Here is a 24,884-nt window from a genome sequence, read left to right on the forward strand (position 1 = left end):
CGTCCATCGGCAGGGCTGCCAACGAACGACGATATCCGATTCCTTACCAGCCGTTGCCTCAGCCGCGCACCGGCAGCACGATCGCGGACGGGGTCGCCCCTCCCATGTGGATGGTCTGATGCGCCACCTGCGTTTCGGTCTGCTCGCTCCACAGGCCTGCATGGTTGGTGTGGATGGAGTACTGCGGGAAGTCGGAGGAGGCGATGTCGCAGCGGATGCGGGAACCGGCCGGAATCATCCAGCAGATGTCCCACATGTCGATGGTCACGCGGCGGACCTCCCCGGGGGTGTAGGAAGCGGCATTAGGCGTGTCCAACGCGATGGTGGTGATGGACGTGCGGTAGTTGCGTGCGGTGCCGTCCGGGTCCACGCACATGAGCTTGGCGGTGAACGCGGTGTCCGGGGCGCTGGAGGAGATGTACAGCTCCACGCTGATCTTGCCCTGGATGTGCAGGTCACACTCGAGGGGCGCGGATTCGAAGGTGATGACGTCATCACGGAATCCGGGTTCGGGCTGGATGCGAGCGCCGATCTCGTTCATGGTGGTCAGCAACGCCTCGCCGCCGCGGGTCGGGACCGGGTTTGCGGGGTCGTAGTCATAGGAGACTTCGGACGGCTCCTCCGGAGCGGCATCGGCGATGCCCGCGCCGGCCGTCAGATACAGGCGCTGTTCCTCGACTTCGCTGGCGGGCAGCGGCCAGGATTCGGCGGTCTGCCATGTGTCGCTGCCGATCTCGTAGTATTCGACCTTGCGCTCAGGGGTCTTCTTCTGCTTGAGGGTCAGGTCGAACCATTCGAGTGCGGCGGGCACCTCGGTGGCGTCCAGGTTTTCGGGCTCGAGTCCCTCCAACGGGTTGAGGAAGTAATGGTTCCAGCAGCCGATGCGCAGCCAGGAGTGCTCCTTGATCTCCTCGTTGAGCGAGGCGTAGCCAGTCAGGGCGCTGCCGAGGTGGTGGTCGAACCAGCCTTCGTGGATGAACATGGGCACCTTCACATGGCTCGGAATCTGCTTGAGCAGACCCCAGAAGCCTTCATCCCAGTACGGATCGTCGCCCTTGGGGTGACTAATCCAGTCGCGGTACCAGTCAAGCCGGCCGCCCCACATATCCTCATCGACGGTCATTTGGGGAAGATGACGCGAGGATTCGAGATAGTCGGCGGTCACGGGATGGCCGGCGTTCTGCATGGCCCATGCGGTGAGCACGTCGCAGCGGAAGGAGCCCTTCTGGTAAGCGGAGGAGAATCGGTCGGTGCCGTAGTGGTTGGCGCAGATGGATGCGACCTTCGGCGTGGTGATGTCGGCCACGGTCCAGCAGGTCAGGGACAGGTAGGAGGTGCCCCACAGCCCGATCACGTCGATCCAGTCCTGCTCCTCACACCAGGCGAGCAGGTCGGCGCCGTCATTGCGCTCGTTGACGTTCGGCTCCCACTTGCCGCCGGAGGTGTAGGTACCTCGGCACCACTCGCATACCAGCGCATATCCGCGCCGGTTGAGTTGCTCGCCGTGCAGCTTCCACAGTTCGGCCTGCTGCGGGTAGGGGCAGCGGACCACGATGGTGGGCCAAGGGCCGGACGTGGCGGGCTTGAAGATATCGACGGTGAGCTCCACGCCGTCGCGGCAGGTGACCTTCGTGGTCTCGCGTTCGCCGACCTCATATTCGGGTTTGAACGGAGAGGATTCGTACTGCCTGGTGATGTTGTCGAGGTAGCGGGCCAGGAAATCGTCTACATCGCTCATGATGTACTCCTTATATATGCATCCGTCGCATATTGGACGAGTCGTGTATTGAAGTGTTGTAATGCGCTTGTGAGATATGTGGGTATGTTGATTGGCTTGTTCGATTGTCAGGCGAGCTGCTTGGCATCACCCTTGAACGGACGCATGCGGAAGCCGACGATCACGCAGATGGCGGCCACGACGTACAGGGCCACGTTGCCGAACAGGGACGGCACATAGGAGCCGGTGGCATCGAACACGGCGCCATGGGCGGTGATTGCGATGGCGGATGCAACACTGCCGAGCATGGTGACGATGGCGAGAATCTCGCTGTAGTCACGTTGACCGAAGGACTGACGGATGAACCAGGGCAGGGCGACCAGTACGACGCCTTGGCCGATTCCGGCCATGAATCCGGCGACGATGGCCGGAGTGGGCGTGGTAGCGACGGCCATCAGACCCCAACCGGACAGACCAATCAGCGAGTAGATGACGACGGCGAGCTCGGGCTTGATGTGATCAAGCAGGATACCGATGGTGGCCTTGCCGATGGCCGCGCCGAACATGATGCCGGAGACGACGAGTGCGCCCTGCTCGAGGGACAGACCCTGAGAAATCTCGTGGGCGGAGATGTGCTGGACCACGGCCGCGACGATCTGCAGCAACACGGAGACAGCGGCGAACAGGATGAAGGTCGGGCTGCGGAACGCCTGCTTAGCAGGCAGACCCGGCAGTTCGGCAGCCCCCTTGGAGGCTTCCTCAGTCTCGCCTTCGATGTGACCGTAAGCATATTCGCCCTTGGACTCGTCGGGACGGAACTTGAACACGAACAGGGAGAACGGCAGGATGCAGACGACGAGGAGAAGCGCCGTGATCCGGTAGGAGTTCTGCCAGCCGAGGTTGGTGATGAACGCAGAGACGACAGGATTGAAGATGGTGCCGCCAATGCCGGAAAGACCGAGCGCGATGCCCATCACGGTGCCAAGCTTGGACTCGAACCAATTGGCGAGCAGCACACTGGGGGCAAGGATGATCGGGATGACATACAGGATTCCCATCAACGCGAATGATACGTAGAACTGCCAGACCGCGGTGAAGAACGATTGGATGAAGAACAGGACGGCCATACCGGTGACGCACACACTGATGAGGATGCGCGCGTCGACGACCTTCATCAGCTTGCCGGCGAGCAGCATGGCCGGCAAGGCGGCAAAGGCCATGATGGATGAGGCCAGTGCAATCTGAGTGCGCGAGACGCCCAGCACCTCACCGAGCGTGGTGAAGTACAATCCCGGCGTGTTGACGATCAGGCCGAATCCGACCAGCGACAGCACGCAGCAACCAATGAAAATCCACCACGAACGGGCGGATGATTTGTTTGTCGACATCTGAACCTCCATGTCCAGTCGTATTGATTGTTTCCCTAAACCTCTTCCTCCCCGCTTTGGGAGATATGAGGTCCATCGGCAAGCAGCTGGGTAAGTAACTACTTACTTTTGTTATATCATGTAAGTTAGTAATTACTAACCTATTTGTCAAACGAGGACACGCCGAACATATGGCCGCCCCGTCGATACAATCGACACAGCAAATGACTGTTGTATGCACACCGCTCTCACCTCTGCCGCCCCGCGACGATGGGTGGGGCGGCAGAGGTGAGAGCGGCAGAGAGGAGATTCATGGGAACCCGCGGAGAGGAGCGCCTTCGGGAAATCATCACGGCGGCCACCGAAGTGGTGGCCGAGCGCGGCTACTATGGCATGACCATCCAAGAGGTCGCCGACCGCGTGGGTATCACCCAGGCCGGACTCCTCAAATACGTGAAGAACAAGAACGGGCTGCTCACGCTCGTTCTGCAACGGTACGACGAGACCAACAAGGCGGATCAGAACTACATCAGCAGCCGTCTTTCACTCACCGCCGAACAGCGGGAACAAACACCTCTGCTCATGCCCGAGTACTACCGCATCATCGCCCGATACAATCAGGAACGTCCCAAACTCGCACAGCTCTATCTTGTGCTGCGCGCCGAGGCCATCGACCCCAATCATCCGGCGCATGACTACTACGCTCATCGAGGCGAGCGCATGCGCGCCAAAATATCGGCGCTCCCCTGGAAACTGCCGCCCGAGTACGATACCCCATACAAAATCGGCCGGCTGTCCATGTGCATCGGATCGGCCATGGAGGGGTTGCAGATGCGCTGGCTCGGTGAACCAAACATTGATTACCTCGCCAGTTGGGCCGAATATGAGGACATACTCTTCCCCCTACCCCACTGGGAAGGCTACCGCTGAGAACATCGCGACGGTGAATCCGACGCTCACTCCAGCGCCAATCGCATGAGGTCATCGAAGATGGCCTCGTAGCCGTCAGCATAGAAGTGCAGGCCCTCCTTGCTGTAGTCGGCCTTCAACGAGCCGCTCCCATCGCGCAGGGCCTCGGCAACATCGGCACAGCGAACACCGCGCGCCTGCGCGATCGATCGAACGATGGCATTGGCCTCATCGACGCGCGCGTTGGTGCGATGCCGGAAGTCGGCGCCTCCGTTCTGCGCCAACATGGCTTCATTCACCGGGTAGTAGGCGAGCATGACAATATCGGTCGACGGCAGCGCATCCTGTATGCGCGCGATGATGCCGTCGTAACGGTCGCGGAACACTTCGGGGTCGAAGTCGGCATCGTTGAGATCGTTCGTGCCGATGTTGATAATCAGGCGGCTTGGTTTGAGGTCGAGCACCAGTACATTCAGATTGGCCGCGAAGTCGATCGTCGTGAAACCGCCGACCCCTCGGTTGTACATCGGTTCATGGATGCCGCGATCAACCATGAGCTCATTCAGCGGAAACTGCTCCATGAGCGATGAGCCGGCGAACACCACCGCTCCGCGCCTGGCAAATCGGTTCAGCCGGTGGTACTGCTCGATCTTCTGCCTTTTCTCAATTTCGAGGTATTCCCGGATATCCACTTCGACTCCTTCGCTTGACACATACCCGTATGAATCATTGAAAAGTTAGTAATCGCTTACTAGCATACATCTCATGGAATCCTCTCGCAACAGACCGCGGCAAAGAGACGGCCAAGCAACGGCCACCAATTCCAGCTTCGTCGGATCAACTCCCATGCGTATGGCCGCAACGCCGATTCCGCAAGCCGGGGTGGCACTGGCCATATTCTCCTTCGGCAATCTCGCATCCACCCTGCTGCCGGACTCATGGTGGGGGCCGGTGCACGCCGCCTGCGCGGTGCTGGGTTTGACACTGCTAGCTCCCGTGTTGGCCAGGCATGGCATCGCCATCCGTAACGCTTCGGTACGCGCCGCCTTGACCAGCGACTATCGCAATCCGATGATTGCACCGCTGGCCACCACCATGCCGATGGCCTTAATCGTCTTGGGAACCTATCTTGTTCACTTCGGCACCCCCGGCCTGCTATGCGCGCAGGTCACCTGGTGGTTCGGAGTGCTGTGCATCGTGACGCTGATGGCGTATCTGGCATGGCGATTCGTGCTATGCGGATTCTCGCTGGCCGACGTATGCCCGGCTTGGCTGGTCGGATTCGTCGGCATTCTGGTGGCTGCGGTAACCTCCGGTACCGTCGGACTCGCATGGGCGGGGCACATTATTTATGTAATCGGCTTCGCTATCGACATCATCATGTTGGTATTGATTTCCAGCCGCATCGCTTGGCATGGTTTGCCGACGGTCATCAAACCTACACTGACCATCTACAGCGCACCGATCAGTCTTCTGGTCGCCTCGTATTTCAGCACCAGTACGCGGCATGATCCCGTGTTCACACTGGTGCTGCTCACCTGTTCCCAGCTGTTGTTCGCGTTCGTGGCGATACTGCTGCCATGGATGCTGACTACCCCGGCATCCCCCGCCTACGCGGCGTTCACCTTCCCGCTGGTCATCACCGCCACCGCACTGCATGACGCACTGACGATCTTCAAGGACGCCGGTTGGCATGTGCCGTCGTGGGCGTATTGGCTGCAGGCCGGCGAAACCTTGCTCGCCGGCGTCATGATCGTCGTCGCTATGGCGGCATTCCGGCATGTGTACGAATCCCTATAACGCATTCTGGGCATATCCGGCATATATGCGAACCCCCACAACGCATTCTGGGCATATGCGGTACATGAGGAACCGATTTTCCTCTCCTCATGTACCGCATAGGCCCAGAACCGGCTTCATGGTATGGATATGCCCAGAATAATTGGCTGCCATATGCCCAGAACAGCCCTCCCGGCATACCGAATCGTCGTCATATGCCCAGAACCAGCCGCTCCTGCATGCCAAATGGTCGTCAAATGCCCAGAACACTCATCAGGGCAGACGGGATATGCAAAAGGCGGCCCCGCCTTGCCGGAACAAGCAAGGGCAGGGCCGCCTCAGGGAATATCGCGGAGAACGCGCAGCGGCGGTGTCACGCCACGGTGAACGTGGTGCGCTTCAGGTCCTCGCGACGGGACGAGTGGCCGATGAGCAGTTCGAATTCGCCGGGCTCGACGATGCGGTTGGCGTCCGGGTCCACGATGGTGCAGTCGGCCACCGGGATGTCGAAGGCCACGGTCTTGGTCTCGCCGGGCTCGAGGTCTACGCGTTGGAAGGCCTTGAGCTCGCGGTCGGTCCAGCTGTAGGAGGTGACGATGTCGCCGATGTAGGCCTGCACCACCTCGGTACCAGCGCGGTCGCCCGTGTTGGTCAGGTCGATCTCTGCGTGCACGGTGTCACCCACCGCGAACGCGCCGTCCTCGCCGGTCGCGCCGCCGACGATCCGGGGTTCACCGTACTCGAACGTCGTGTAGCCCAGACCCTCACCGAACGCGAACGCCGGGTCCTGGGTGAGATCGGCGTAGCGGTCGCCGTGCTGTCCGCGGACCTGGTTGTAGTAGACCGGCAGCTGACCGGCGTGACGCGGGAAGGTGACCGGGATGCGGCCGGACGGGTTGGTGAGGCCAAGGATGATCTCGGCGATGGCCTGGCCACCCTTCATGCCGGGGTTCGCGGCCCACAGGATGGAGCCGGTTCCGGTGGACGGGTCGCTCACGCGCTTGGCGAACACGCCGTTCTCGCCCACGATGGAGGCGGGCAGCACCTGCGGCTTGGAGCTGATGAGCACGGTGACCATCGGCTTGCCAGTCTCGCGCGAAACCGCCGCGAGCGCGTCGAGCAGCGCGTTCTGGCCGCCGAGCAGTTCGAGTGTGGCGGTGGAGCAGGTCTCGCCGACCAGCTGGACGACGTCGCCTACCACGGCCACGATGAGGTCGGCCTCGCGGGCGTTGGCCACAGCCTCATTGATCAGCGTCTGATCGACGGCGGCGCTCACGCCGATCTTCGGGCGGGGCTGGCCGTCCGGGTAGAGTTCGCCGGCCGGGTCGGTCACAAGGTCCACAACGTTCGCGCCGCGGGCGTAGGTGACTTCGCAGTCGTCGCCGGCGAGCGCGCGAAGGCCGTCAAGCACGGTGGTGATCATCTCGCGCGGCTGGCCGTCGGGCATCCAAGAGACCTGGCCGGAATTGCCGGTCCAGTCGCCGAGCTGGTTCTGCGCGTCGTCGGCGAGCGGGCCGGCGACGGCGATACGCTTGGCGCTCCCACCTTGAGCACCGGTGGTGAACGGCAGGCCACCGTCGTTGCGCAGGAGGGCCACGGCTTCACGCGCGAGCTCCAGATTGATGCGCTGATGCTTCTCGGAGCCGATGATCGCCTTGATGCGGGCCTCGTCGGGCAGCCGCGGGTCCTCGAACAGGCCGAGACGGAACTTGAGCGCGAGGATGCGGGAGACGGCCTCGTCGATCAACGATTCGTCCAGCAGACCGGTGCGGACGGCCTCGATCGCGCCCTCGTAGAACTGCGGGGTGGTCATGACCAGATCGTTGCCGGCCTTGACCGCGTCCGCTGCGGCGTGCACGTAATCGGGCTTGACCTTCTGCTCCCAGACGGAACGGCCGACGTTGTCCCAGTCGGTGATGAGCGTGCCGTTGTATTTCCACGCGCCGCGCAGCTTGTCCGTGAGCAGCCACTTGTTGAACGTGACCGGCACGCCGTCGATGGATTCGTAACCGAGCATGAACGTGCCGCAGCCCTCCTTGGCCACGCGCTCGAACGGCGGCAGGAACCAGGATTCCAGCTTGCGGTGGGAGAGGTCCGCCTCGGAGGCGTCGCGACCGCCCTGAGTCTCGGAGTAGCCGGCGAAGTGCTTGGCGCAGGCCAGAATCGCGTCCTTGGGCAGGGGCTCGCCGGCTTTGGCGCCGCCCTGATAGCCGCGCACGATGGCGGAGGCGAGCTCACCGATCAGCGTCGGGTCCTCGCCGAAGGTCTCGTCCACGCGGCCCCAGCGGGTGTCGCGTGCGATGCACAGCACCGGGGAGAAGGTCCAATGCACGCCGGTGCAGGAGACCTCCTCGGCGGTGGCGCGGCCGGCGGCCTCGATCTTGGCCGGGTCCCAGCTCACGGCCATGCCCAGCTGGGAGGGGAAAATGGTGGCGCCGGGCCAGAACGAGTAACCGTGGATGCAGTCGTCGCCGATGACCAGCGGGATGCCCAAACGGGTCTGCTCGTTGACCATCTTGACGGCGCGAGGCAGATCGGCGGGACTGGTATGCAGGATGGAACCGACGTGCTTGTTGACGATGAGGTCCTCCAAATCGCCGCCTCGCGCGTCGAGCTGCATCATCTGGCCGACCTTCTCCTCGAGGGTCATGCGGGAGAGCAGGTCGGCGATGCGCTCGGCGTCAGGCAGATTCGGGTTCTTGTAGGGCGGGGTCGCGGTGTCCTGGGTCATGGTGTCTTCGCTTTCTTCGATGAAATCGAACAACTATAATTACCATTTGGTAATTTATCACCTCAAAAAACGACACGCAAGCCGGACGTGCGCATCGCGTCGCGTCACGGCATGGCCCGTCGTAGCAAACGGCACCCATAGGAATCAAGAGCCCGCGCACAGTCGGCGGCAACCGCGCAGGCGTCGCACAGCACACGGCGTATAGCGCAGCGCACATCGAAAATCAGAAAAACGACCTCAGCAGTATCCGTCCCACAACGGCGAGGGGAAGATGGCCGGCTCCAGCGAAATCCATTCGTCATTGAGGTCGATGGCCGGCTCACGCAGCCATCGCAGCTGTATGCCGTCCATGATCTCCAGAGCGCGCCGCACGGTGGGACGCACTTCCTCGAAATCCCCGAACGATTCGGGAACACGCCAATCGAAATGCGAGTAATACGCCCAGATGGAGTCCGGACGGCCCGCGAACTCGTCGTGCAGCGGATGGTCGGGATTGAACGATTCGACCTGGAGCATCGAGAACATCTGGACAAGCCTGGGCCGCTTGGAATTGTGACGCACCAAAAAGCGCAGGTATGCGGGCAGTCTGAGGTTGCCGGGCTCTGAACCCGGCAGACCCGTGGCCATGAAGTCCTCGATGTTGCCGGACATGTTGTAATTCTCGCGGTACACCATCGCCAGCAGGTTGTCCTTGCTGCCGATGTACCGCAGCACACCCTGCTTGGTGACGCCCACCACGTCCGCCACATCCTGCACGGACATGCCGTTGTATCCGCGCTCGGAAATCAAACGGACCGCGGCGTCGAGAATCTCACGACGCCGCTCCTCGGGGGACTTGCGGACGCGCTTGGGCTGGGATGCGGTTGGTGTGGACATAGTTGACCAGTGTAAACCAACCGCATTCCGATGGCGGCACGGGACCACCGCCCGCACCCGGATGTGTCGCACATCGGCGACGTGGTCCGTACGCCGCATGTCCATGTCGCGCATCGGCCAAGTGGCGTGCATCCATGTCGCGGGGCCGCGGCGCGCGCCACCATGCAGACCCGCTACACCGCCACTTCACCGCACCGCTACACCATCACATCGCTACATCGCGCGCAGCAACGGTTCGGCGAGCGCCTGAATCACCGCCGGTGGCATGTGCGAATCGTCGAAACGATGGCCGGGGTGGTCGCTCGCGGCGCTTTCCAGCGTGTGCAAGGCGCCCAACGCGCCGGCGCCGCTCTCGCGGATGAGCGCATACGCCCGCTCCTTAGTCAGATAGTCGATCTGCGCGTCGTAGAGCACCGCGAAGGCGTCCGCAAGCGCCGGATCGTCGGCGATGCGCAATCCGTCGGCGTCAATTACGACTTCCGCCTCCACCGGCACATCGGCTACCGTCAGCGACAGGCTCAGCGATTCAGCATCGTAGGCCGTCTGCGCCTCGACCGGTTCGCCGCCGACGCTCGCCGACAATGCGGCGCTCGGCGCCACGCCGCGGAACGTGACGGTCCACGTACGTCGTTCGGGTACGGCCGCGGCATTGCCGGCGACCGGCGCGATGATGAATCGGGTCTTGACACAATTAGCCGCGCCGCTGCGATCCGCCGCACCCCGCATCACCGAGTCCGGTATCTCCGCACTCTGCACAGCCGCGCCCTCCACATCCGAGCTACCGGAGGACTGCTCTGACGCGCCGCCGGCGACGGCCTCTCCCCCACCCCACTGCAGGGTCAGCGACGTAACCGCCAAGGCCGATTCGTCCGGCCGGGCCTGGTTCGTGCCGTCATCCTCCTTGAGCTCGAACGCGCCGGACGCGCCGGGGAAGACCGTCACCTCGAGGTGACGCGGATTCCCCACGGTGTTGATCGGACCGTTGGATTCATCCAACCGCTGCAACGGCACGATGCCGCCGGCCTTGGCGAATACGGGGATGCCGTTCAGCCCGCGCCATACCTCGAACTTGCGGCCATCCGCCGGACGGGACTCATAGCGACGGCCGGTGAGGAAGTCGAACCAGGTGCCCTGCGGCAGCCATACGTCGGCCTTGGCCATCTGCACGCTGCGATCCGCCGGCGCGACGATTGGCGCGACGACCAGCTCGGTGCCGAAGCGGAACTCCTGCTCCACGTCGTATGCGGTGCGGTTCTCCGCCGCCTGCCAGTACATCGGCTCGACCAGCGGACGGCCCTCGACGGCCGCGCGCCAGTTCATCGAATACAGGTACGGGATGAGCTCGTGGCGCAGGCGCAGGGCCGTATCCATCGCGGCCTCGGTTTCGGGATGGAAGTTCCACGGCTCCTTGCCGTTGAACGGCGAATCGGTGGAGTGGAGGCGGTTGATGGGGCTGAAGGCGCCGAGCTGGTACCAGCGCGCCTCAAGCTCCTCGTCGCGGTAGCCGAACATGTGACCGCCGATGTCGTGGCTCCACCAGCCGTAGCCGATGTTCGACGCCGTGGCGGTGAAGTACGGCTGGAATTTCAGCGACTCCCAGGTGACCACCGTGTCCCCCGAGAAGCCCACCGGATAACGGTGCGAGCCGGGACCCGCGTACCGGGAGAAGGTCAGCGGCCAACGGCCATCACGACCCGAATCGAGATAGTGCATGTGGTTGAGCATCCACAATGGGTCCAATCCCTTCTGCCGCGTCACCCCACCCTGCTGCCAATCCAACCACCAGAAATCGGTGCCCATGGTCTCGAGCCGGTGGTGGAGGCGGAAGTAGGCGTCCATGAAGTGCGGGCTGGTCAGGTCGAACTCGACCGGGTCTCCGCTCGCAGGGTCGATGCCCATATGCCGTGCCGCCTCGCCGTACCCGTCCTCGTAGGCGCGGATGCCGTCGCGCGGATGCACGTTGAGCGTGGTCCTGAGGCCATGCTCATGCAGGGTGCGCTGGAACCGCTCGGGATCGGGGAAGAACGCGCGGTTCCATGTGTATCCGGTCCAGCCGGAGCCGTACTTGGGGTCCACGTCGTCCACGAGATGCCAATCCATGTCGATCACGGCGGTGGTGAACGGCAGGCCCTCCTTCTCGAACCGGCTCACAAGCTCCATGTATTCGGTTTCGGTGTAGCGATGGTAGCGACTCCACCAGTTGCCGAGTGCGAAGCGCGGCAGCAACGGGGTCGGGCCGGTGAGCCGGTAGAAGTCCCGCACGGCTTCGATGTACCGGTGTCCATAGCCAAAGAAATACAAATCGATGCCATCGTTGTCACGCGGCACGACCCATGTGCCGAACGGGTTCGCCTCGCCCTTGATCTCGGCAGCCTCGGCGCCTTCGACGATGACGTTCGAGGCGGAGTCGTCCAGCACGGCCCAGCCGTCGCGGGAGACGACGCCGAGGCCCAGTTCGGTCTCGCCGTTCACCTCGTCCAGCGTGCGGGCGGTGCCGCGAAGGTTGCCGCGCTGCGCGTCACCGTAATGCCAGGTGTTCATCTGCGAGTTCGCCACGCCTTTGACCACGATGCTGAGGCCCTCCTTACTGAAGGGCTGCATGTCGTAGGTCAGACGCAGGGCCGGCGTATCGACGATGAGCAGGCCGTTGCGGACCGTTTGCGTAAAGTGTGGGGCGGCCCCGTCCGGTTCCATACCGTCTGCCCCCTCACCGACCCCGAGCCAGTTGCGGTCCACCACCATCTGGGTGGCGCGGTCCTCGAAACGGCCGTCATCCTGCCATTCGAGCCGTATCAGCGATTCGGTGAGGACGCCGATGCGCCAGCGGTCGCCCTGAATCACCGCCTTGGGGTTCATAACGGGGTTGGTGCGCAGTTGCGGGAAGGTCATGCCGTGCTCCTTTGCGGGTGTGCCTTGGGTCCGTCGCGCGCCGAATGCACGCCGGTCGAGCACTCGTTACGAGCACCCGTCAGGCAGGTGCGAAACGCACGCCAAGCACGCGCGACGGATCATCGTCATGACAACGATAACATCATCAATTGACGCTCACCCGGCGCAACACCCCACACCGAACCCCAGTCCCATCGATGAGTTACGATGAATTCATCGATGACGATTAAGGCTTAACGAGGGGACCGCCATGGGCAGACTGCATGAAAGCGCCACGATTGAATTCAAACGACAGCTCAACGATGCAGCGAAACGAGAGATCGTCGCTTTCGCGAACTCCGAAGGCGGCGACCTGTACATCGGCATCGACGATGATGGCATCCCCGTCGGCGTGGATGACCCCGATGCCGTGATGGGCGGCATCGGCGACATGATCCGCAATGCCATCAGACCGGATCTGACCGCATACACCTCCATCGAATGTGAATCGATGGAGGATGGCGCTGGCGTCATGCGCAACATCGTCCACGTCACCGTACTGCGCGGCGTCAAGCGCCCCTACTATCTCACCGGCAAGGGCATGCGCCCAACCGGAGTGTTCATCCGCCACGGCGTTTCCGCCGTACCCGCCAGCGAAGAACGCATTCGACAGATGATTCGAGATGACGACGTCACGGCGTTCGATGCATCCGTAAGCATCGACCAAGACCTGACATTCAACGAGGCAGATGCGATATTCGCCCGTCAACAGGTGCCTTGGGGCAAGCCCCAACAACGGTCATTGGGGCTCATCAATTCAGATGGGCTGTACACCAACGCCGCGGCCCTGATTTCGGACCAATGCCGACATACCATCAAATGCGCCGTATACCAAGGCAATTCGAAAGCGCGGTTCCTTGCACGTCAGGAGTTTCAGGGATCGTTACTGCAGCAGCTGGACGATGTATGTCGTTATCTGGAACTCAACAATCCGATACGTTCCGATATCGTGGGCCTGTACCGCAATGACACCTATGCCTATCCACCAGCGGCCCTGCGAGAGGCTCTGCTCAATGCCGTGGTACATCGCGATTACGATTATTCAGGACCCACCTTGGTCAGCATCTATGCCGACCGCATCGATTTCGTATCGCTTGGCGGACTGGTGAAGGGCATCACGCTCACAGATCTCACCAACGGCATCTCCCAACCTCGTAACACAGTGCTGGCAAACACGTTCTACCGGCTGGAACTTATGGAAAGCTACGGCAGCGGCATTCCCAAAATCATGGAAGAGTATGCCGGCAACAGCGAATCACCCATTATCCGCATCACGCCAAGCGCATTCACCCTGAGTCTTCCTCGATTGGACGGCACCGGAAACGGGGGCAATCCGGTTCACGCCAATCCAACCGATGGGCCCGACATCAGCGATTGGTTCACCGCCAGAAATCCCTTCCCCTCCGGTCCCGCCATTCAGGAGAAGGGTAACGTTCAAATCGCCGTCCTCAACGGATACCCAACCGGAAAGGGAGTGGGCACTCTCACCCTGGAACCGGCCGCCAGTACCACATCTCACATCGACGGCGGTTCCGGCACCGAAGCACCGACCGACGACGCAACGAGGCAAGCGACACGCAACGGCCGCACAGCCATCCCATCGCTGCTCCCATCGGCATCCCATACCGCAACGCCCTCAACGCCGCAAACGAATGCATCCAATTCATCCAGCACCCTGGAGGAGCTCACTTTGGCGTTAATCCGAAGCACCCCCGAAGGCATTTCCCGGCTGGAAATCCAGCAACGACTTGGAGTCAACAAGAATCGAGCGGCATACGCACTGCGCAAACTCGAACATGCCGGCCGCATCATGCCCACGGGTACTGCCCGAAACACCCGGTATGTCGCGGCGTGATGAGGTGCCGCGTATTCCCATGATTGTTGGCGTCGATTCCAGCCAGGAAGTCGAACCGCCGCGCCACCCTGCGTTCACCTGAAACCGGTTGAATGGGGTGGGAGAATCAGTAGAAGGGAGTCACACATGGAAGCGGAACCAAACTGGATCGAAGGCGACCCGAAACTGGCACGCATCATCTGGCTACGGCGACGCGGCCACTGGCTGATCGTCATGATCACGGTCGGCTCGTTCGCCATGGCGATAGTCGGCTTCCTCTCCCCGTTCGTGGGCACTCATGGTGGCGAGCTCACGTTCTGGGGTTGGGTGCTGTTCGCCATGATCCCCATATCCTCGATCGCGCTGACCATCCTCTACCTCTATCACCGGTTGAAAGGACGGCCTGCCGACCTGCTGGCCGTCCCCACCGGCGACTGGCATACACAGCCGCTCGCCCATCCGGACACCACGGACAGCGACGGCGACCCCGTGAAAAGCGACATCAAATATCTCCTGTTCACGCCGGACGTAACCCGAACCATCACACTCCCCGCCCGACAGGGGACGGACACGGGAACATGCACGTTCATCATCAACCATGGTTGGGCCCGATTCGCCGGCGAAAGCAACACGGCACCGGTCAAACAACAGGAGGAAGGAAATCGTCGCATGGCGTGGCTGGAACCAAGACTCACCTACGACGATGATTCGAAAGCGCTGACGGTGTCCGCCTGACCGCCTGCAGGGTTCCCATTGGACTGGGTATTCCTGATTTGGTTGAATCCGGCTTCAAAGTATAAGCGCCACACGCATCTTTGGATGGCTTGTCTTTGACGTTACGTCAAAACCCAACAATCGATCGACGAAGTCCGATACCCCAAGCCAAAAGCGCTGTGAGCAACGGGAAACCGCCATCACAGCGCTTTATACTTCGGTCCGACACATCGGGCCGACACATCGGGCCCGGCATGTCCGGCGCTTCAGCCCAACGCGTCAGTCCAGCACGAAGGTGTTGAACGAACGCGGGGCGAGCGTGGCCTTGATGCCGCGAGAGGCGTCGGACGGGTCGGCGAACTCGAACGGCATTTCGGTTTCGAGGGCGTTCTGCGCCACCACGACCACCGTGCCGTCCGGGTTGCGGAAGGCGATGGCCATCGAGTTGAAGTGGCCGGTGGTGCCCAGCAGCACGGCACCCGGACGCACGTACTTGGAGAAGTGGCGCATCACGTAGTATTCGGGGTTGCGGCGCACCTCGTGCGTATCGGCGGTGATGGTGAACAGCGAGTTCTGCCACCAGCCCCAAGTGGAATCCTGATCGTCGAGGATCATGTTCCAGTAGGTGTAGGCGGTGGCGCCGTTGCGAATGTAGTGGTTGATGAGGTGGAACACGTATTCGGCGTATTCCCATGTGTTCCGGCCGTCGCCACACTCGGACTCGGACTGAATGAGCTCGATCTCCGGCCACGATTCGTGCGTGCGGGCGATGCAGTTCTGTCCGGCCCACTGGTAGGCGATGCCCTTGATGTAGTGGCGGGCGCGGTCATCGAAGAGGATGTTGTCCACGAAACGGTTGTAGTTGTTGAGCGCCATGCCGTAGCCGCCGCCGGTCCACTTCATGTCCTCCGGGCCGTTGAGCGTGCCCAGCCAGATGTCGGTGTCGAGCCCGGCCTCATCGAACGCCGGTCCGAGGTAGTCGCGGATGAACTCCTTCAGGGCATCGGAATCCCACAGGGCGCTCGGGAACTTCTGATCGGCGAAGACCTCGTTCTGCACATGCAGCTGGTTCACGGTGATGCCATGCTCGGCGTAGGCCTGAACATACTTGACCAGATACTTCGCGTACGCCTTGAGGTTCTCCGGCGTGCGGATCAGACGGCCGTAGTTGTAGGCCTTCGGGCGCTTCATCCAGGTCGGCGGGGACCAGGGGCTCGAGAACAGGCGCATATCCGGCTGCCATTCCTGCGCACGGTGGATGTACGGAATCAGGGTCTCCTCGTCGCGTTCGACGGAGAAGCGCTCCATGTCGTAGTCGCCCTCGACCTCGTCGTAGCTGTACCAGTGGTCGGCGAAGTCGTTGGCACCCACGGGCGCGCGGTTGAACGTGAAGTTCATCTCGTCGGGGCTGAACAGCTCCTTGATGATCTGGTCGCGTTCGGCTTCGGTCACGGTCTGCAACGGCAGCCAGCCGAGCTCGTTGAAGCAGCCACCGAAGCCGCGCAGTTTCTGGTACTCATTACCATCCAGCTGCAGGTCCGGCGCTGCGGTCGCGCCGGTGGCGGCGAGTTCGGCCGTGCGGTCGATGAGCTTGGCGTCCTGGGTGGTGGCGATCCATGTGGTCATGGTGTGGACTCCTTCGTTGGCTAGATGCCAGTTGGTTGTGTGCCGGCCTGCGGTACCGCGCGTGCCATATGCCCGCACACGGGTTCCGCCGACCTGCGACTCTTCGTTGAGTTATGTCTGTACTGACTGTTCGCTACCGGACTTTTATCTAGTAGTTACTAGATAAAATGATAATACAAAGTCAGCAATCGCAGTATCGGCGTGTCTCCCGCATGCAACGAGACGCAACGCACTATCTACTTTTCGGTAGATAGTTTAGTCAACGTAAAAGGCCGCCCCGCAGCTCCCCTTCCAGAGAAACCACAGGACGACCTCCATCCTTAGCATGTCAATCGAGCACAATACGCAACGTGTTGACAGAGGCAGGGGCCAACCGAACCGCGATTTCGCAGGTGGATGTACCCGGACGAACCTTCACCCGCTCCTCGTCCGCAATATCGACGTCCCGCGCACGCACCATATCAGGCGCGTCGGCAGTATTGCAATCATGCGGATCAGCCGAAGCCAGCTCACGCATCCGCACAACGCGCGCACCAGCGGGCAACACCAGCGTCGTTTCGGCCACGCTCCCCATATGCGCGTTGGTCAGGTTGACGAACAATTCGCTACCGTCGCCCGACTTGGAGGCGAACACATACACATGATCGTCATCAGCGTCGGCACGCGGCACGTCGAGCGCCACGGCCCCACGATGCGGTTGATACATCATGAACACGTCGTAATTCGGTGTAAGGATGGTCTGATCCCCTTCGGTCAGGATGAGCGAATTGAGCACGTTGATGGTCTGCGCGTTGCAGGCCATCGAGACCTTGTCACAGTTGCGCTGGAGCAGGTCGAGCGTCAGCGCGGTGGTAACAGCATCGCGCATGGTGACCTGCTGCTTCAGGGCCGGACGAGCGAAGAAGGCAGGCTTATGCCAGTTGCCCCATTCTCCGATGATGAGGTCCACATGTGTCAGCTTCGTATCCATTGCGGTTTCCGGTTCGGCGATGAGCGCCAGCCCGTCATTCATCAGCCGCCACTGGTCACGCAGGATGTCCTCCAGCTCCAGGCATCCGGCGATGACCTTGTCCCAACCATGTTCGTCGAATTCGGTGGGCGTGTCCGCATCATCGTCAACGTTCCAGTTGTAGAAATGCAAGTCATACCCGTTGATGCGCGGCTGGCGGTATTCTGCGAGTCCCCGGAAGAAGTCCTCGGTCCATTTGACGCGCTCACGCGGCTTGTTACCGTCCGGCCCGCATGCGATGGCATACATCGGCGAAGGAGCGAATACATCGGTGGTGAACGACGGCATGGCGGAGGCAAAACGACGATATTCGTCAAGGTAGGTGGACGGAGTCATCATGCCGCCTCCCGCCCATACCTCGTTGCCGATGCCCCAATATTTGACGCCGTAAGGCTTCTCGTGACCGTTGGCGGCGCGCTCAAGTGCCAGATCGGTGGGCTGCTCGCGGTTGCAGTATTCCATCCAGTCTTTCATCTCGGCCACGGTGCCGGAGAGCATGTTGATGTTGATCCACGGCTCGGCGCCAAGCATCTCACACAGACGCAGAAACTCATCAGTGCCAAAAGCGTGGTTGTCGAGCTCATAGGTGGCAAAGTTTTCGTTGAATGTGGTCCTGCGTCCGACGCGCGCCCCTACACCGTCACGCCAATGGTAGGTGTCGGCGTAGCAACCGCCGGGCCAACGGATGACCGGTGGCTTGAGAGCACGCAGCGCATCGAGCGTGGCCTTGCGATAGCCGGATTCGTTCTCAATGGGCGAGTCTTCCCCCACCCATAGGCCCTCGTCGATGCATTCGCCGAGGAATTCGATGAACTGGCCGTGCAGCTTGGGGTCGATGCGGCCGATTTCCTGATTCGGGTTGATGAATACGGTCATGGTCGTTTCCTTTCTGCCTGCAAACCCTTCAGTGCGAAGGCCTCGCGGCCGGATGCTGATTTGATACGAATCCGGGTCGCGGGGCCTAGAGTAACGGGTCGGGTTTACTTCACCTTTTTGATCAGCATGATGAATACGCAACCGGCCACAGCCAGCGCGATGGCGGCCGGGAACACCAATGCATAGGACTTGGTGGCCACGACGATGGAGGACGTGACAATCGGTCCAACCATCTGGCCGAGCGTGGTGGCGATGTTGAGGATGCCAAGGTCCTTGCCGGCCTCCTCCTCGTTGGGCAGCACATCCACGTTGAGCGCCTGATCCACGGAGCCGTACATTCCGTAGCCGAAGCCGCCAATGGCGGAGAAAAGAATCATGCCCATCGGGCTGTGCATAATCCACGGCAGGGCGTAGCCGACAGCGAGCAGAAGACTGGCGACCACGACCGGCACCTTGCGACGACCGATCTTGTCGGAGATGGGGCCGGCGGACAGGGCGGAAATCAGGGAGACGACCATGAGCACCAGCGACATGATGGACAAGGTGGAACCCGCGGACTTGTCGTCAAGTCCGATGTAATCCTTGAGGATGTACAACTGGTAGTTGAGAATCATGTAGTAGCTGAAGAGCAGGAACGAACGGCCCACAAAGGCAAGCCAGAAGTCGCGGGCGCCCTTGACCGGAGGCTTGAAGCTGACGAGGATGCTCTTGAAATCGGCCTTCTGCTTGGGCATGTCCTTGCTGGAGGCCTCGCGAGGCCAGAACACGACGGTCAGAATGCCGGAAAGGGCCATGACAATGCCGGAAATGATGAAACCGGGCATCATCATCGTGATGAACTGGGCGCCGACGATCTGCCCCAGCGCGGAGCCGAACAGAGTGCCGGCAGAGATGAAGGCGGACATCGTGCCACGCATGTCTTCGGGCACACGGTCGGACAGGGACGCGACGACCGGTGCGATCATCATGTTGAGGCCCACCATAGCCAGACAGTAGCTGACACCGATGCTCACGCCGTCAGGCAGGAAGCCGATGAGGAAAAGCGTGACGCCGGCGAGCAGGCCACCCGACGCAATCCACGGAGTGCGTCGGCCGAGAACGGAGCGGGTGCGGTCGGACATATTGCCGACAACAAGGTTGGAGATCAGGGACGCAAGCGCGGTGGCGGAGTTGAGCACGCCGAAAATCGCATCCTTGGATTCAGGGGCGATGATGGATAGGCGCTGCGGCAATAGCACAGCCGCAACAATCTGGAGCGCGAGCATCCAGCAGAATGAAAAAATAAAGAACGCCGCGCAGAAGCGTGTCTTGTCAATCTTCGAAAGCACGGTGGAGGCGGGCTTGGCTTGAACCGCCGCCGAGCTGTTGTCCTGTGACATGGGAATCTCCTTATTCCTTGCACTTCTTTATAGCCTCTTCCCACCCATCAGCGGGCGCGATTCGGCTTGTGTTCGGGTAAGCAAGCGCCGCTTGCCCGACATCCACTATCTTATATCTTAAAAATATAAGATAGTGTTCGGCGTGTCGAATAAAAGCCTTACGTTTCCAGCCATCTCATGTGCTCTTCCGATCCGACGGGCTCACGGACAATCGCCGGTGATACCCTCGTGAGGACGTGAATGAGGAGGGACCCGTGATTTCGATCAGCAATCCGCTTCGTCGCAGGACAAGGCTCACCCCGGAACAGCGACGTGAGCAAATCGCGCAAGCGGCCGTGACGATCATCGCGCAGTACGGCTCATACGGCTTCTCCATGCAGAGACTGGCCGACGCGGTGCACATGACCGTGCCCGGTCTGAACCACTATGTCTCCAGCCGCGAAGAGGTACTCGCCCTGGTCATCGAGACATACTACGACACGGACACCGGCACCTACACCCCCCTGCCCGATACCAACGACGGCCATAACGTAAGCATGCCCGCCTATCTGCGCAAACTAGTGAAATCCAATGCCAGCCGCCCGGAAATGGTGGCGCTGTTCATGCAACTGGCCATCGAATCGGCCAATCCGCATCATCCAGCACATGAATTCTATAGGGACCGTCACGCCACGATTCTCAAGGATATGATGGCCATTGACTGGAATCTGCCACCCTATTACCGCAACCCCGAACATCTGCATGACCTCATCGTCACCGCATTCTTCGCCATGGACGGCGTACAGGTACAGGCTATGACCAATCCGGGTGAAGATATGGTCCAGCTCTGGGCGCGCGCCGAACGCACGCTCTTCCCCTCCCCCACTTGGGACGGGTATCGCTAATGTGCGGCTCGCACACTATATGCTCGCCCACCATGTAGTAAATGGCCCACGGTGTAGGGAGCGGTTTTTGTGTTTTGGCGGAATTCCGCCGTTTTGCATCCCTACAGCGTGGGCCGTTTACTACATCATGGGGATTTCCCTACACGGTGGGGCAATCCCTACAGCGTGGGCTATGCCGTGGAGCTGCACCGTGGGACGACGCCGCGGGGGCCACGCCGCATGGCCGCGTACCACGCGCGCTCAGCCGACGATGACGATGAGGTTCCAGCGCGGGATGGTGAGCTCGTCGCCCACCGCGACGGGCAGACCGGGGCGGACGGCCAGCGAGGCGGAGGCGGCCTCGTCGATCAGCCCGTCATGGCCAATGACCTGCGGGGCGACGACCACCGAACCGGCGACCGGGCTGTCGAAGGTGACCGACTCGGCGGAGTAGTTCAGCAGGTAGGTGACCGTCTCCCCCGCCGAGTTCACGCCCTGACGGACCACAACTTTGCCGGCGAGCGCCGATCCAGCACCCTCGACCCCAGCATGCTCGACGGCCTCGCGCATCACGGCACGCATCGTATCGGCGTCGAGCAGCGTGCCGATCCATTCGGCACTGCCCTTGCCGAATGCGTGGCGGGTCACGGCCGCATAGGATTCCCATGCGTAATGGCCGTAGCGGGCCAGCACTTCAGTGACGGAATCAGATGTAACCGCAAGGCCGGCACCGGAATCGGTCACGGCCGCCGCACCAACGCCGGACGACCCCACCGCACCAGAATCGTCCGAAATCCCGGCCGTTTCGGCGTCGCCAGCGCCAGCGCCCACGCCCACGCCACCGGCATCGCCCGCGACACTGCCCGCAGCACCGCCAGCCACATCAGCGCCAGCACCCGGCACTCCGACCTTGAGCAGCTCGATCAGCGCCTCGGCCTGCGCGTCCGGCGTGCCAGCGAGCGCGGCATCGTCCGCAAACGCCACACCCACGCGGCCCTTCGGGCGGGTGAACTGGTTGTAGGTCATGCCGAACACGTCGGTCAGGCCGTGCGGCGCGCGGTCATGCCAGACGGTCACCTCGTCATCGGTGACGAACGAGCGCATCGTGGAGACCAGATGGCCACCACCGGCCACGAAGCCGCGCAGGCGTGCGATGGTCTCCTCCGGCGCGCAGTACAGCGCCGGCGTCACGATCATCGCGTACTGCGCAAGCCGTTCGCCGGGCGCATCCACGGGCAGGAAGTCGCATTCCACGTTGAGCTCGAACAGCGCGTCGTACACGCGGCGCACGATGTCGTTGTAGTTCACGCCGACGCCATCCGGGAAACCGGTCTCCACGCGCGACCAGTCAAGCGCGGACAGCGCCTCGTTGGACACCATGATGGCCACCTTGTTGCGCTTCCTGAGGTGCACGAGACGCTCGCCGACCTCCGGTCGGGCCACCTCGCGGCCGAACACGCCGGCCTCCTCGTAGGTGGGGTTCGGCTCCATGTCGTGCGAGAGCAGGCCCTTCCAGTAGGTCTCGAACGAGTTGTGGATGGAATGCCAGTGCCAGTATTCGACCATATCCGCACCGGAAGCCAGATGCGAGTAGGCCTGCAGGCGCAGCTGACCGGGGAACGGCACCCATCCGTGCTGGCCCTGCGCCTCGGTCTCGAGCACCAGATAGTTGGCGCCGTTCTTGGTGGAGCGGGTCATGTCGCCGCCGAACGCGATCTCCTTGCCGGTCAGGTCGTCCTCGGTGGGATGGTAGATGTCCACGCCGGTGATGTCCACGGCGGCCGACGCCTTGAAGTGGTCGACGGCCGGCTGGATGCCGTACGAGTACCCGCGCCATTCGAAATCGAAGTTCTGGGTGACGAACTGGTCCTCGCGGGCGTATTCGCGCACGATACCCGTCTGCCAGGCCAGGAATTCGGCGACCTGCGCACGGCGGAACCGGTCGAACTCGCCACGCAGCGACTGGTTGATGGAGTTGGTGACGTCCGGGAAGTCCTCCCATGCGTCCACGCGGTTGGACCAGTAGTCGAGACCGAAGTGGGCGTTGAGCTGGTCCAGATCATCGTGGAACTTCTCGCGCAGGTATTTGACGAACAGCGCCTGCATGTCCGGGCTCACGGAATCGTAGTACTTGGTCTCGTTGTCCACCTGATAGCCGATGACGGCCGGATGGCTGGCCACATGCTCGATGAGCCGGCGGATCACGCGCTCGCCGTAGAAACGGTAGGCGGGGTTGACGATGTCCATGATCTGGCGCGGGCCGTACTTGCCCGGGCCGTTCGACGTCACGGCGAGCACGTCCGGATGCAGGCGCACGAGCCAGGCGGGCACGGCGTAGGTGGGAGTGCCCACAATCACCGCGATGCCGTGACGGGCGGCGGCGTCCAGCGCGTGGTCCACATGGGTGAAGTCGAAGACGCCGGGCTGCGGCTCGCATGTGCTCCAGGTCGATTCGGCGATGCGGATCACGTTGATGCCGGCCGCATCCATCATCCGCATATCGGTTTCGATGCGGTCGGCGCCTGCAGGCATGTATTCGTCATAATAGGCCGCGCCGAACAGGATGCGGTCCACGCTGGTCTTGGTCATCAAAGGCTCCTTTGCGCTATGGGCTGGTTGGGGGAGGCTGGTTGGGGGCTGGTTGGATACGCCTATCGTAGGTCGAATGTCGGGGGCGTTGTCAGGCCGTCGATAAGTCACGCGACGGCCTGAAGCGAATGCTTTGGAAACGATGATGCCGGACTGGCCTGAATCGGACCGGCCCGGCACATCGTAACTGATAGGGGGAGGAAGAGGAAGGTGTCGCGCGGGCCGCGAAGAAGAGGAAGACGGCCCGCACGACTGTGGCGTACGACTGTACGGCTATGGCTGGCGGACGACTGCTGGCAGCCGCCCGGCCGGCGCGTAATCGGCGTGCGTAGGAATCGCTTACTTGACGCCCTTGATCATCATGATGAACACGCAGCCGAGCAGCGCGAACACGATGGAGATCGGGAACGCGGCGGCGTAGCCGAGGGTCACGGTGATCACGGACATGAGCACCGGGCCGAGCATCTGGCCGAGCGTGGTGGCGAGGTTGAGCACGCCAAGGTCCTTGCCGGCCTCCTCCTTGTTCGGCAGCACGTCCACGTTGAGGGCCTGGTCCACGGAGGAGTAGACACCGTAGCCGAGGCCGGCGATGCCGGCGTACAGGAACATGCCCATGGTGGTCGGCATGAGCCACGGCATGGCCATACCGATAGCGAACAGCACGGAGGCGGCGATGACGGGCAGCTTGCGGCGGCCGATAACGTCGGAAATCGGGCCGGCGACCACGGAACCACCCAGCGAGACGACCATGGTGATCACGGACATGGTGGCCATGGCGGCGCCGGCGGCCGTATCGTCGAGGCCGATGTACTTCTGGAAGATGAGCAGCTGGTAGACGGTGATCATCTGGTAGCTCAGCAGCATGCACAGACGGCCGGCGAATGCCTTGTAGAAGTCGTGGGCGGTGGAGAACTTCGGCGGGATGAAGCTGCGGAGCACATCGGTGGCCTTGCCTTCGTCCTTGGGCAGGAAGTCGGCGGAGGATTCCTTCGGCACGATGAGCACGGCGACGATGCCGCCGAGGAACATGAGCACGCCGGCGAGGATGAAGCCCGGGAACGGCTTCAGGATGAAGGCGGAGCCGATGAGGGTGCCGATCGGGGCGCCGCAGGTCTGGCCGGCGCCGAAGAAGGCGGACATCGTGCCGCGCACGTTCATCGGGATGCGGTCGGAGATCATGGCCACCAGCGGCGCGATCATGGCGTTGAGGCCGAACATGCACAGGCAGTAGATGATGGTGATGGCCACGGCGTTCGACACCATGCCGGTGAGGAACAGGGTGACGCCGCCGAGGACCGCGCCCAGCACGATGAACGGCGTGCGACGTCCCCACTTGGAGCGGGAGCGATCGGACAGGGTGCCGAACAGCAGGTTGGAGACCAGCGAGGCCACGGCGGTGCAGGCGTTGATCACGCCGGTCAGGCCCTCCACGTCCGGGCCGAAGATGTTCTGCAGGTGCTTGGTGAGCAGCACGGCCGACACGATGGCCAGGCCGCTCATCCACAGCAGACCGAAGACCAGGAAGCCAGCGCCGAAGCGGAACAGCGTGGCCTTGTCCATCTGCCTGCCGGTCTCGGGGGACAGCGACGGGTCCTTGCCGGCCGCGGCGATGTTCGCATTGTATGCCGCAAAACGCTCTTCGGCGGAGGCGGTCATTGCATCACTCATCTTTGAACCTTACCTTATT

General features: G+C 62.0%; 16 protein-coding genes. 5 read left to right on the top strand and 11 right to left on the bottom strand.

All coding sequences use genetic code 11. From position 1 onward, the window contains the following. Positions 1 to 58: 58 nt before the first annotated feature. Together BMYO_RS01745 and BMYO_RS01750 are read right to left on the bottom strand one after the other, a co-directional pair. On the bottom strand, positions 59 to 1,738 hold the full coding sequence (locus tag BMYO_RS01745; RefSeq protein WP_094666874.1) for a CocE/NonD family hydrolase: 1,680 nt from the start codon (positions 1,736 to 1,738) through the stop codon (positions 59 to 61). A 107-nt stretch (positions 1,739 to 1,845) separates the two neighbouring features. Continuing rightward, positions 1,846 to 3,105 (bottom strand): MFS transporter, encoded by a 1,260-nt coding sequence (locus tag BMYO_RS01750; protein ID WP_094666875.1) that lies wholly within the window; start codon positions 3,103 to 3,105, stop codon positions 1,846 to 1,848. Positions 3,106 to 3,396: 291 nt separating this feature from the next. Between BMYO_RS01750 and BMYO_RS01755 the strand changes: the two genes are divergently transcribed. Then, positions 3,397 to 4,014, top strand: coding sequence for a TetR/AcrR family transcriptional regulator (locus BMYO_RS01755; RefSeq protein ID WP_094666876.1), 618 nt, complete (start codon positions 3,397 to 3,399; stop codon positions 4,012 to 4,014). 26 nt (positions 4,015 to 4,040) lie between these two features. Here the strand turns inward: BMYO_RS01755 and BMYO_RS01760 are convergent, their stop codons facing one another. After that, positions 4,041 to 4,685: a GDSL-type esterase/lipase family protein gene (locus BMYO_RS01760; RefSeq protein ID WP_094666877.1), complete on the bottom strand. Its 645-nt coding sequence runs from the start codon at positions 4,683 to 4,685 to the stop codon at positions 4,041 to 4,043. A 154-nt stretch (positions 4,686 to 4,839) separates the two neighbouring features. Here BMYO_RS01760 and BMYO_RS01765 point away from each other — a divergent pair, with 154 nt between their 5' ends. Next, positions 4,840 to 5,793, top strand: coding sequence for a TDT family transporter (locus tag BMYO_RS01765; RefSeq protein WP_158216929.1), 954 nt, complete (start codon positions 4,840 to 4,842; stop codon positions 5,791 to 5,793). A gap of 352 nt (positions 5,794 to 6,145) precedes the next feature. On the opposite strand, the gene BMYO_RS01770 is transcribed toward BMYO_RS01765, so the two are convergent. The 3 genes from BMYO_RS01770 to BMYO_RS01780 form a co-directional block, all read right to left on the bottom strand. Next, positions 6,146 to 8,503 (bottom strand): glycoside hydrolase family 3 N-terminal domain-containing protein, encoded by a 2,358-nt coding sequence (locus BMYO_RS01770; protein WP_094667053.1) that lies wholly within the window; start codon positions 8,501 to 8,503, stop codon positions 6,146 to 6,148. 237 nt (positions 8,504 to 8,740) lie between these two features. Next, positions 8,741 to 9,379, bottom strand: coding sequence for a TetR/AcrR family transcriptional regulator (locus BMYO_RS01775; protein ID WP_094666879.1), 639 nt, complete (start codon positions 9,377 to 9,379; stop codon positions 8,741 to 8,743). A 213-nt stretch (positions 9,380 to 9,592) separates the two neighbouring features. Beyond that, a complete protein-coding gene (locus BMYO_RS01780; RefSeq protein ID WP_094666880.1) occupies positions 9,593 to 12,268 on the bottom strand; it encodes a glycoside hydrolase family 31 protein in 2,676 nt (891 codons plus the stop codon). Between the two features lie 250 nt (positions 12,269 to 12,518). On the opposite strand from BMYO_RS01780, the gene BMYO_RS01785 reads away from it, so the two are divergent. Both BMYO_RS01785 and BMYO_RS01790 read left to right on the top strand, forming a co-directional pair. Next, entirely contained in the window at positions 12,519 to 14,162 is a 1,644-nt protein-coding gene (locus BMYO_RS01785; RefSeq protein WP_094666881.1) for an ATP-binding protein, read from the top strand. A 126-nt stretch (positions 14,163 to 14,288) separates the two neighbouring features. Beyond that, positions 14,289 to 14,876: a hypothetical protein gene (locus tag BMYO_RS01790; protein ID WP_094666882.1), complete on the top strand. Its 588-nt coding sequence runs from the start codon at positions 14,289 to 14,291 to the stop codon at positions 14,874 to 14,876. A 258-nt stretch (positions 14,877 to 15,134) separates the two neighbouring features. Here the strand turns inward: BMYO_RS01790 and BMYO_RS01795 are convergent, their stop codons facing one another. The 3 genes from BMYO_RS01795 to BMYO_RS01805 all read right to left on the bottom strand — a co-directional run bounded on the left by BMYO_RS01795 (position 15,135) and on the right by BMYO_RS01805 (position 19,745). Beyond that, positions 15,135 to 16,481: a glycoside hydrolase family 30 protein gene (locus tag BMYO_RS01795; RefSeq protein WP_094666883.1), complete on the bottom strand. Its 1,347-nt coding sequence runs from the start codon at positions 16,479 to 16,481 to the stop codon at positions 15,135 to 15,137. 328 nt (positions 16,482 to 16,809) lie between these two features. Beyond that, positions 16,810 to 18,366, bottom strand: a complete 1,557-nt coding sequence (locus tag BMYO_RS01800) for an alpha-N-arabinofuranosidase (RefSeq protein ID WP_094666884.1) — start codon at positions 18,364 to 18,366, stop codon at positions 16,810 to 16,812. A gap of 104 nt (positions 18,367 to 18,470) precedes the next feature. After that, positions 18,471 to 19,745 carry an MFS transporter gene (locus tag BMYO_RS01805; RefSeq protein ID WP_094666885.1) on the bottom strand — a complete coding sequence of 425 codons (1,275 nt, stop codon included), beginning with the start codon at positions 19,743 to 19,745 and terminating at the stop codon, positions 18,471 to 18,473. A 254-nt stretch (positions 19,746 to 19,999) separates the two neighbouring features. Here BMYO_RS01805 and BMYO_RS01810 point away from each other — a divergent pair, with 254 nt between their 5' ends. Beyond that, complete coding sequence (locus BMYO_RS01810; protein ID WP_094666886.1) at positions 20,000 to 20,629, top strand: TetR/AcrR family transcriptional regulator; 630 nt, start codon at positions 20,000 to 20,002, stop codon at positions 20,627 to 20,629. 240 nt (positions 20,630 to 20,869) lie between these two features. Here the strand turns inward: BMYO_RS01810 and BMYO_RS01815 are convergent, their stop codons facing one another. Continuing rightward, positions 20,870 to 23,197, bottom strand: coding sequence for a beta-galactosidase (locus BMYO_RS01815; protein WP_094666887.1), 2,328 nt, complete (start codon positions 23,195 to 23,197; stop codon positions 20,870 to 20,872). 339 nt (positions 23,198 to 23,536) lie between these two features. Further along, a complete protein-coding gene (locus tag BMYO_RS01820; protein WP_094666888.1) occupies positions 23,537 to 24,865 on the bottom strand; it encodes an MFS transporter in 1,329 nt (442 codons plus the stop codon). Positions 24,866 to 24,884: the final 19 nt, after the last annotated feature.

The organism is Bifidobacterium myosotis, assembly GCF_002259745.1.
In the GTDB taxonomy this organism is placed as follows: Bacteria; Actinomycetota; Actinomycetes; order Actinomycetales; family Bifidobacteriaceae; genus Bifidobacterium; species Bifidobacterium myosotis.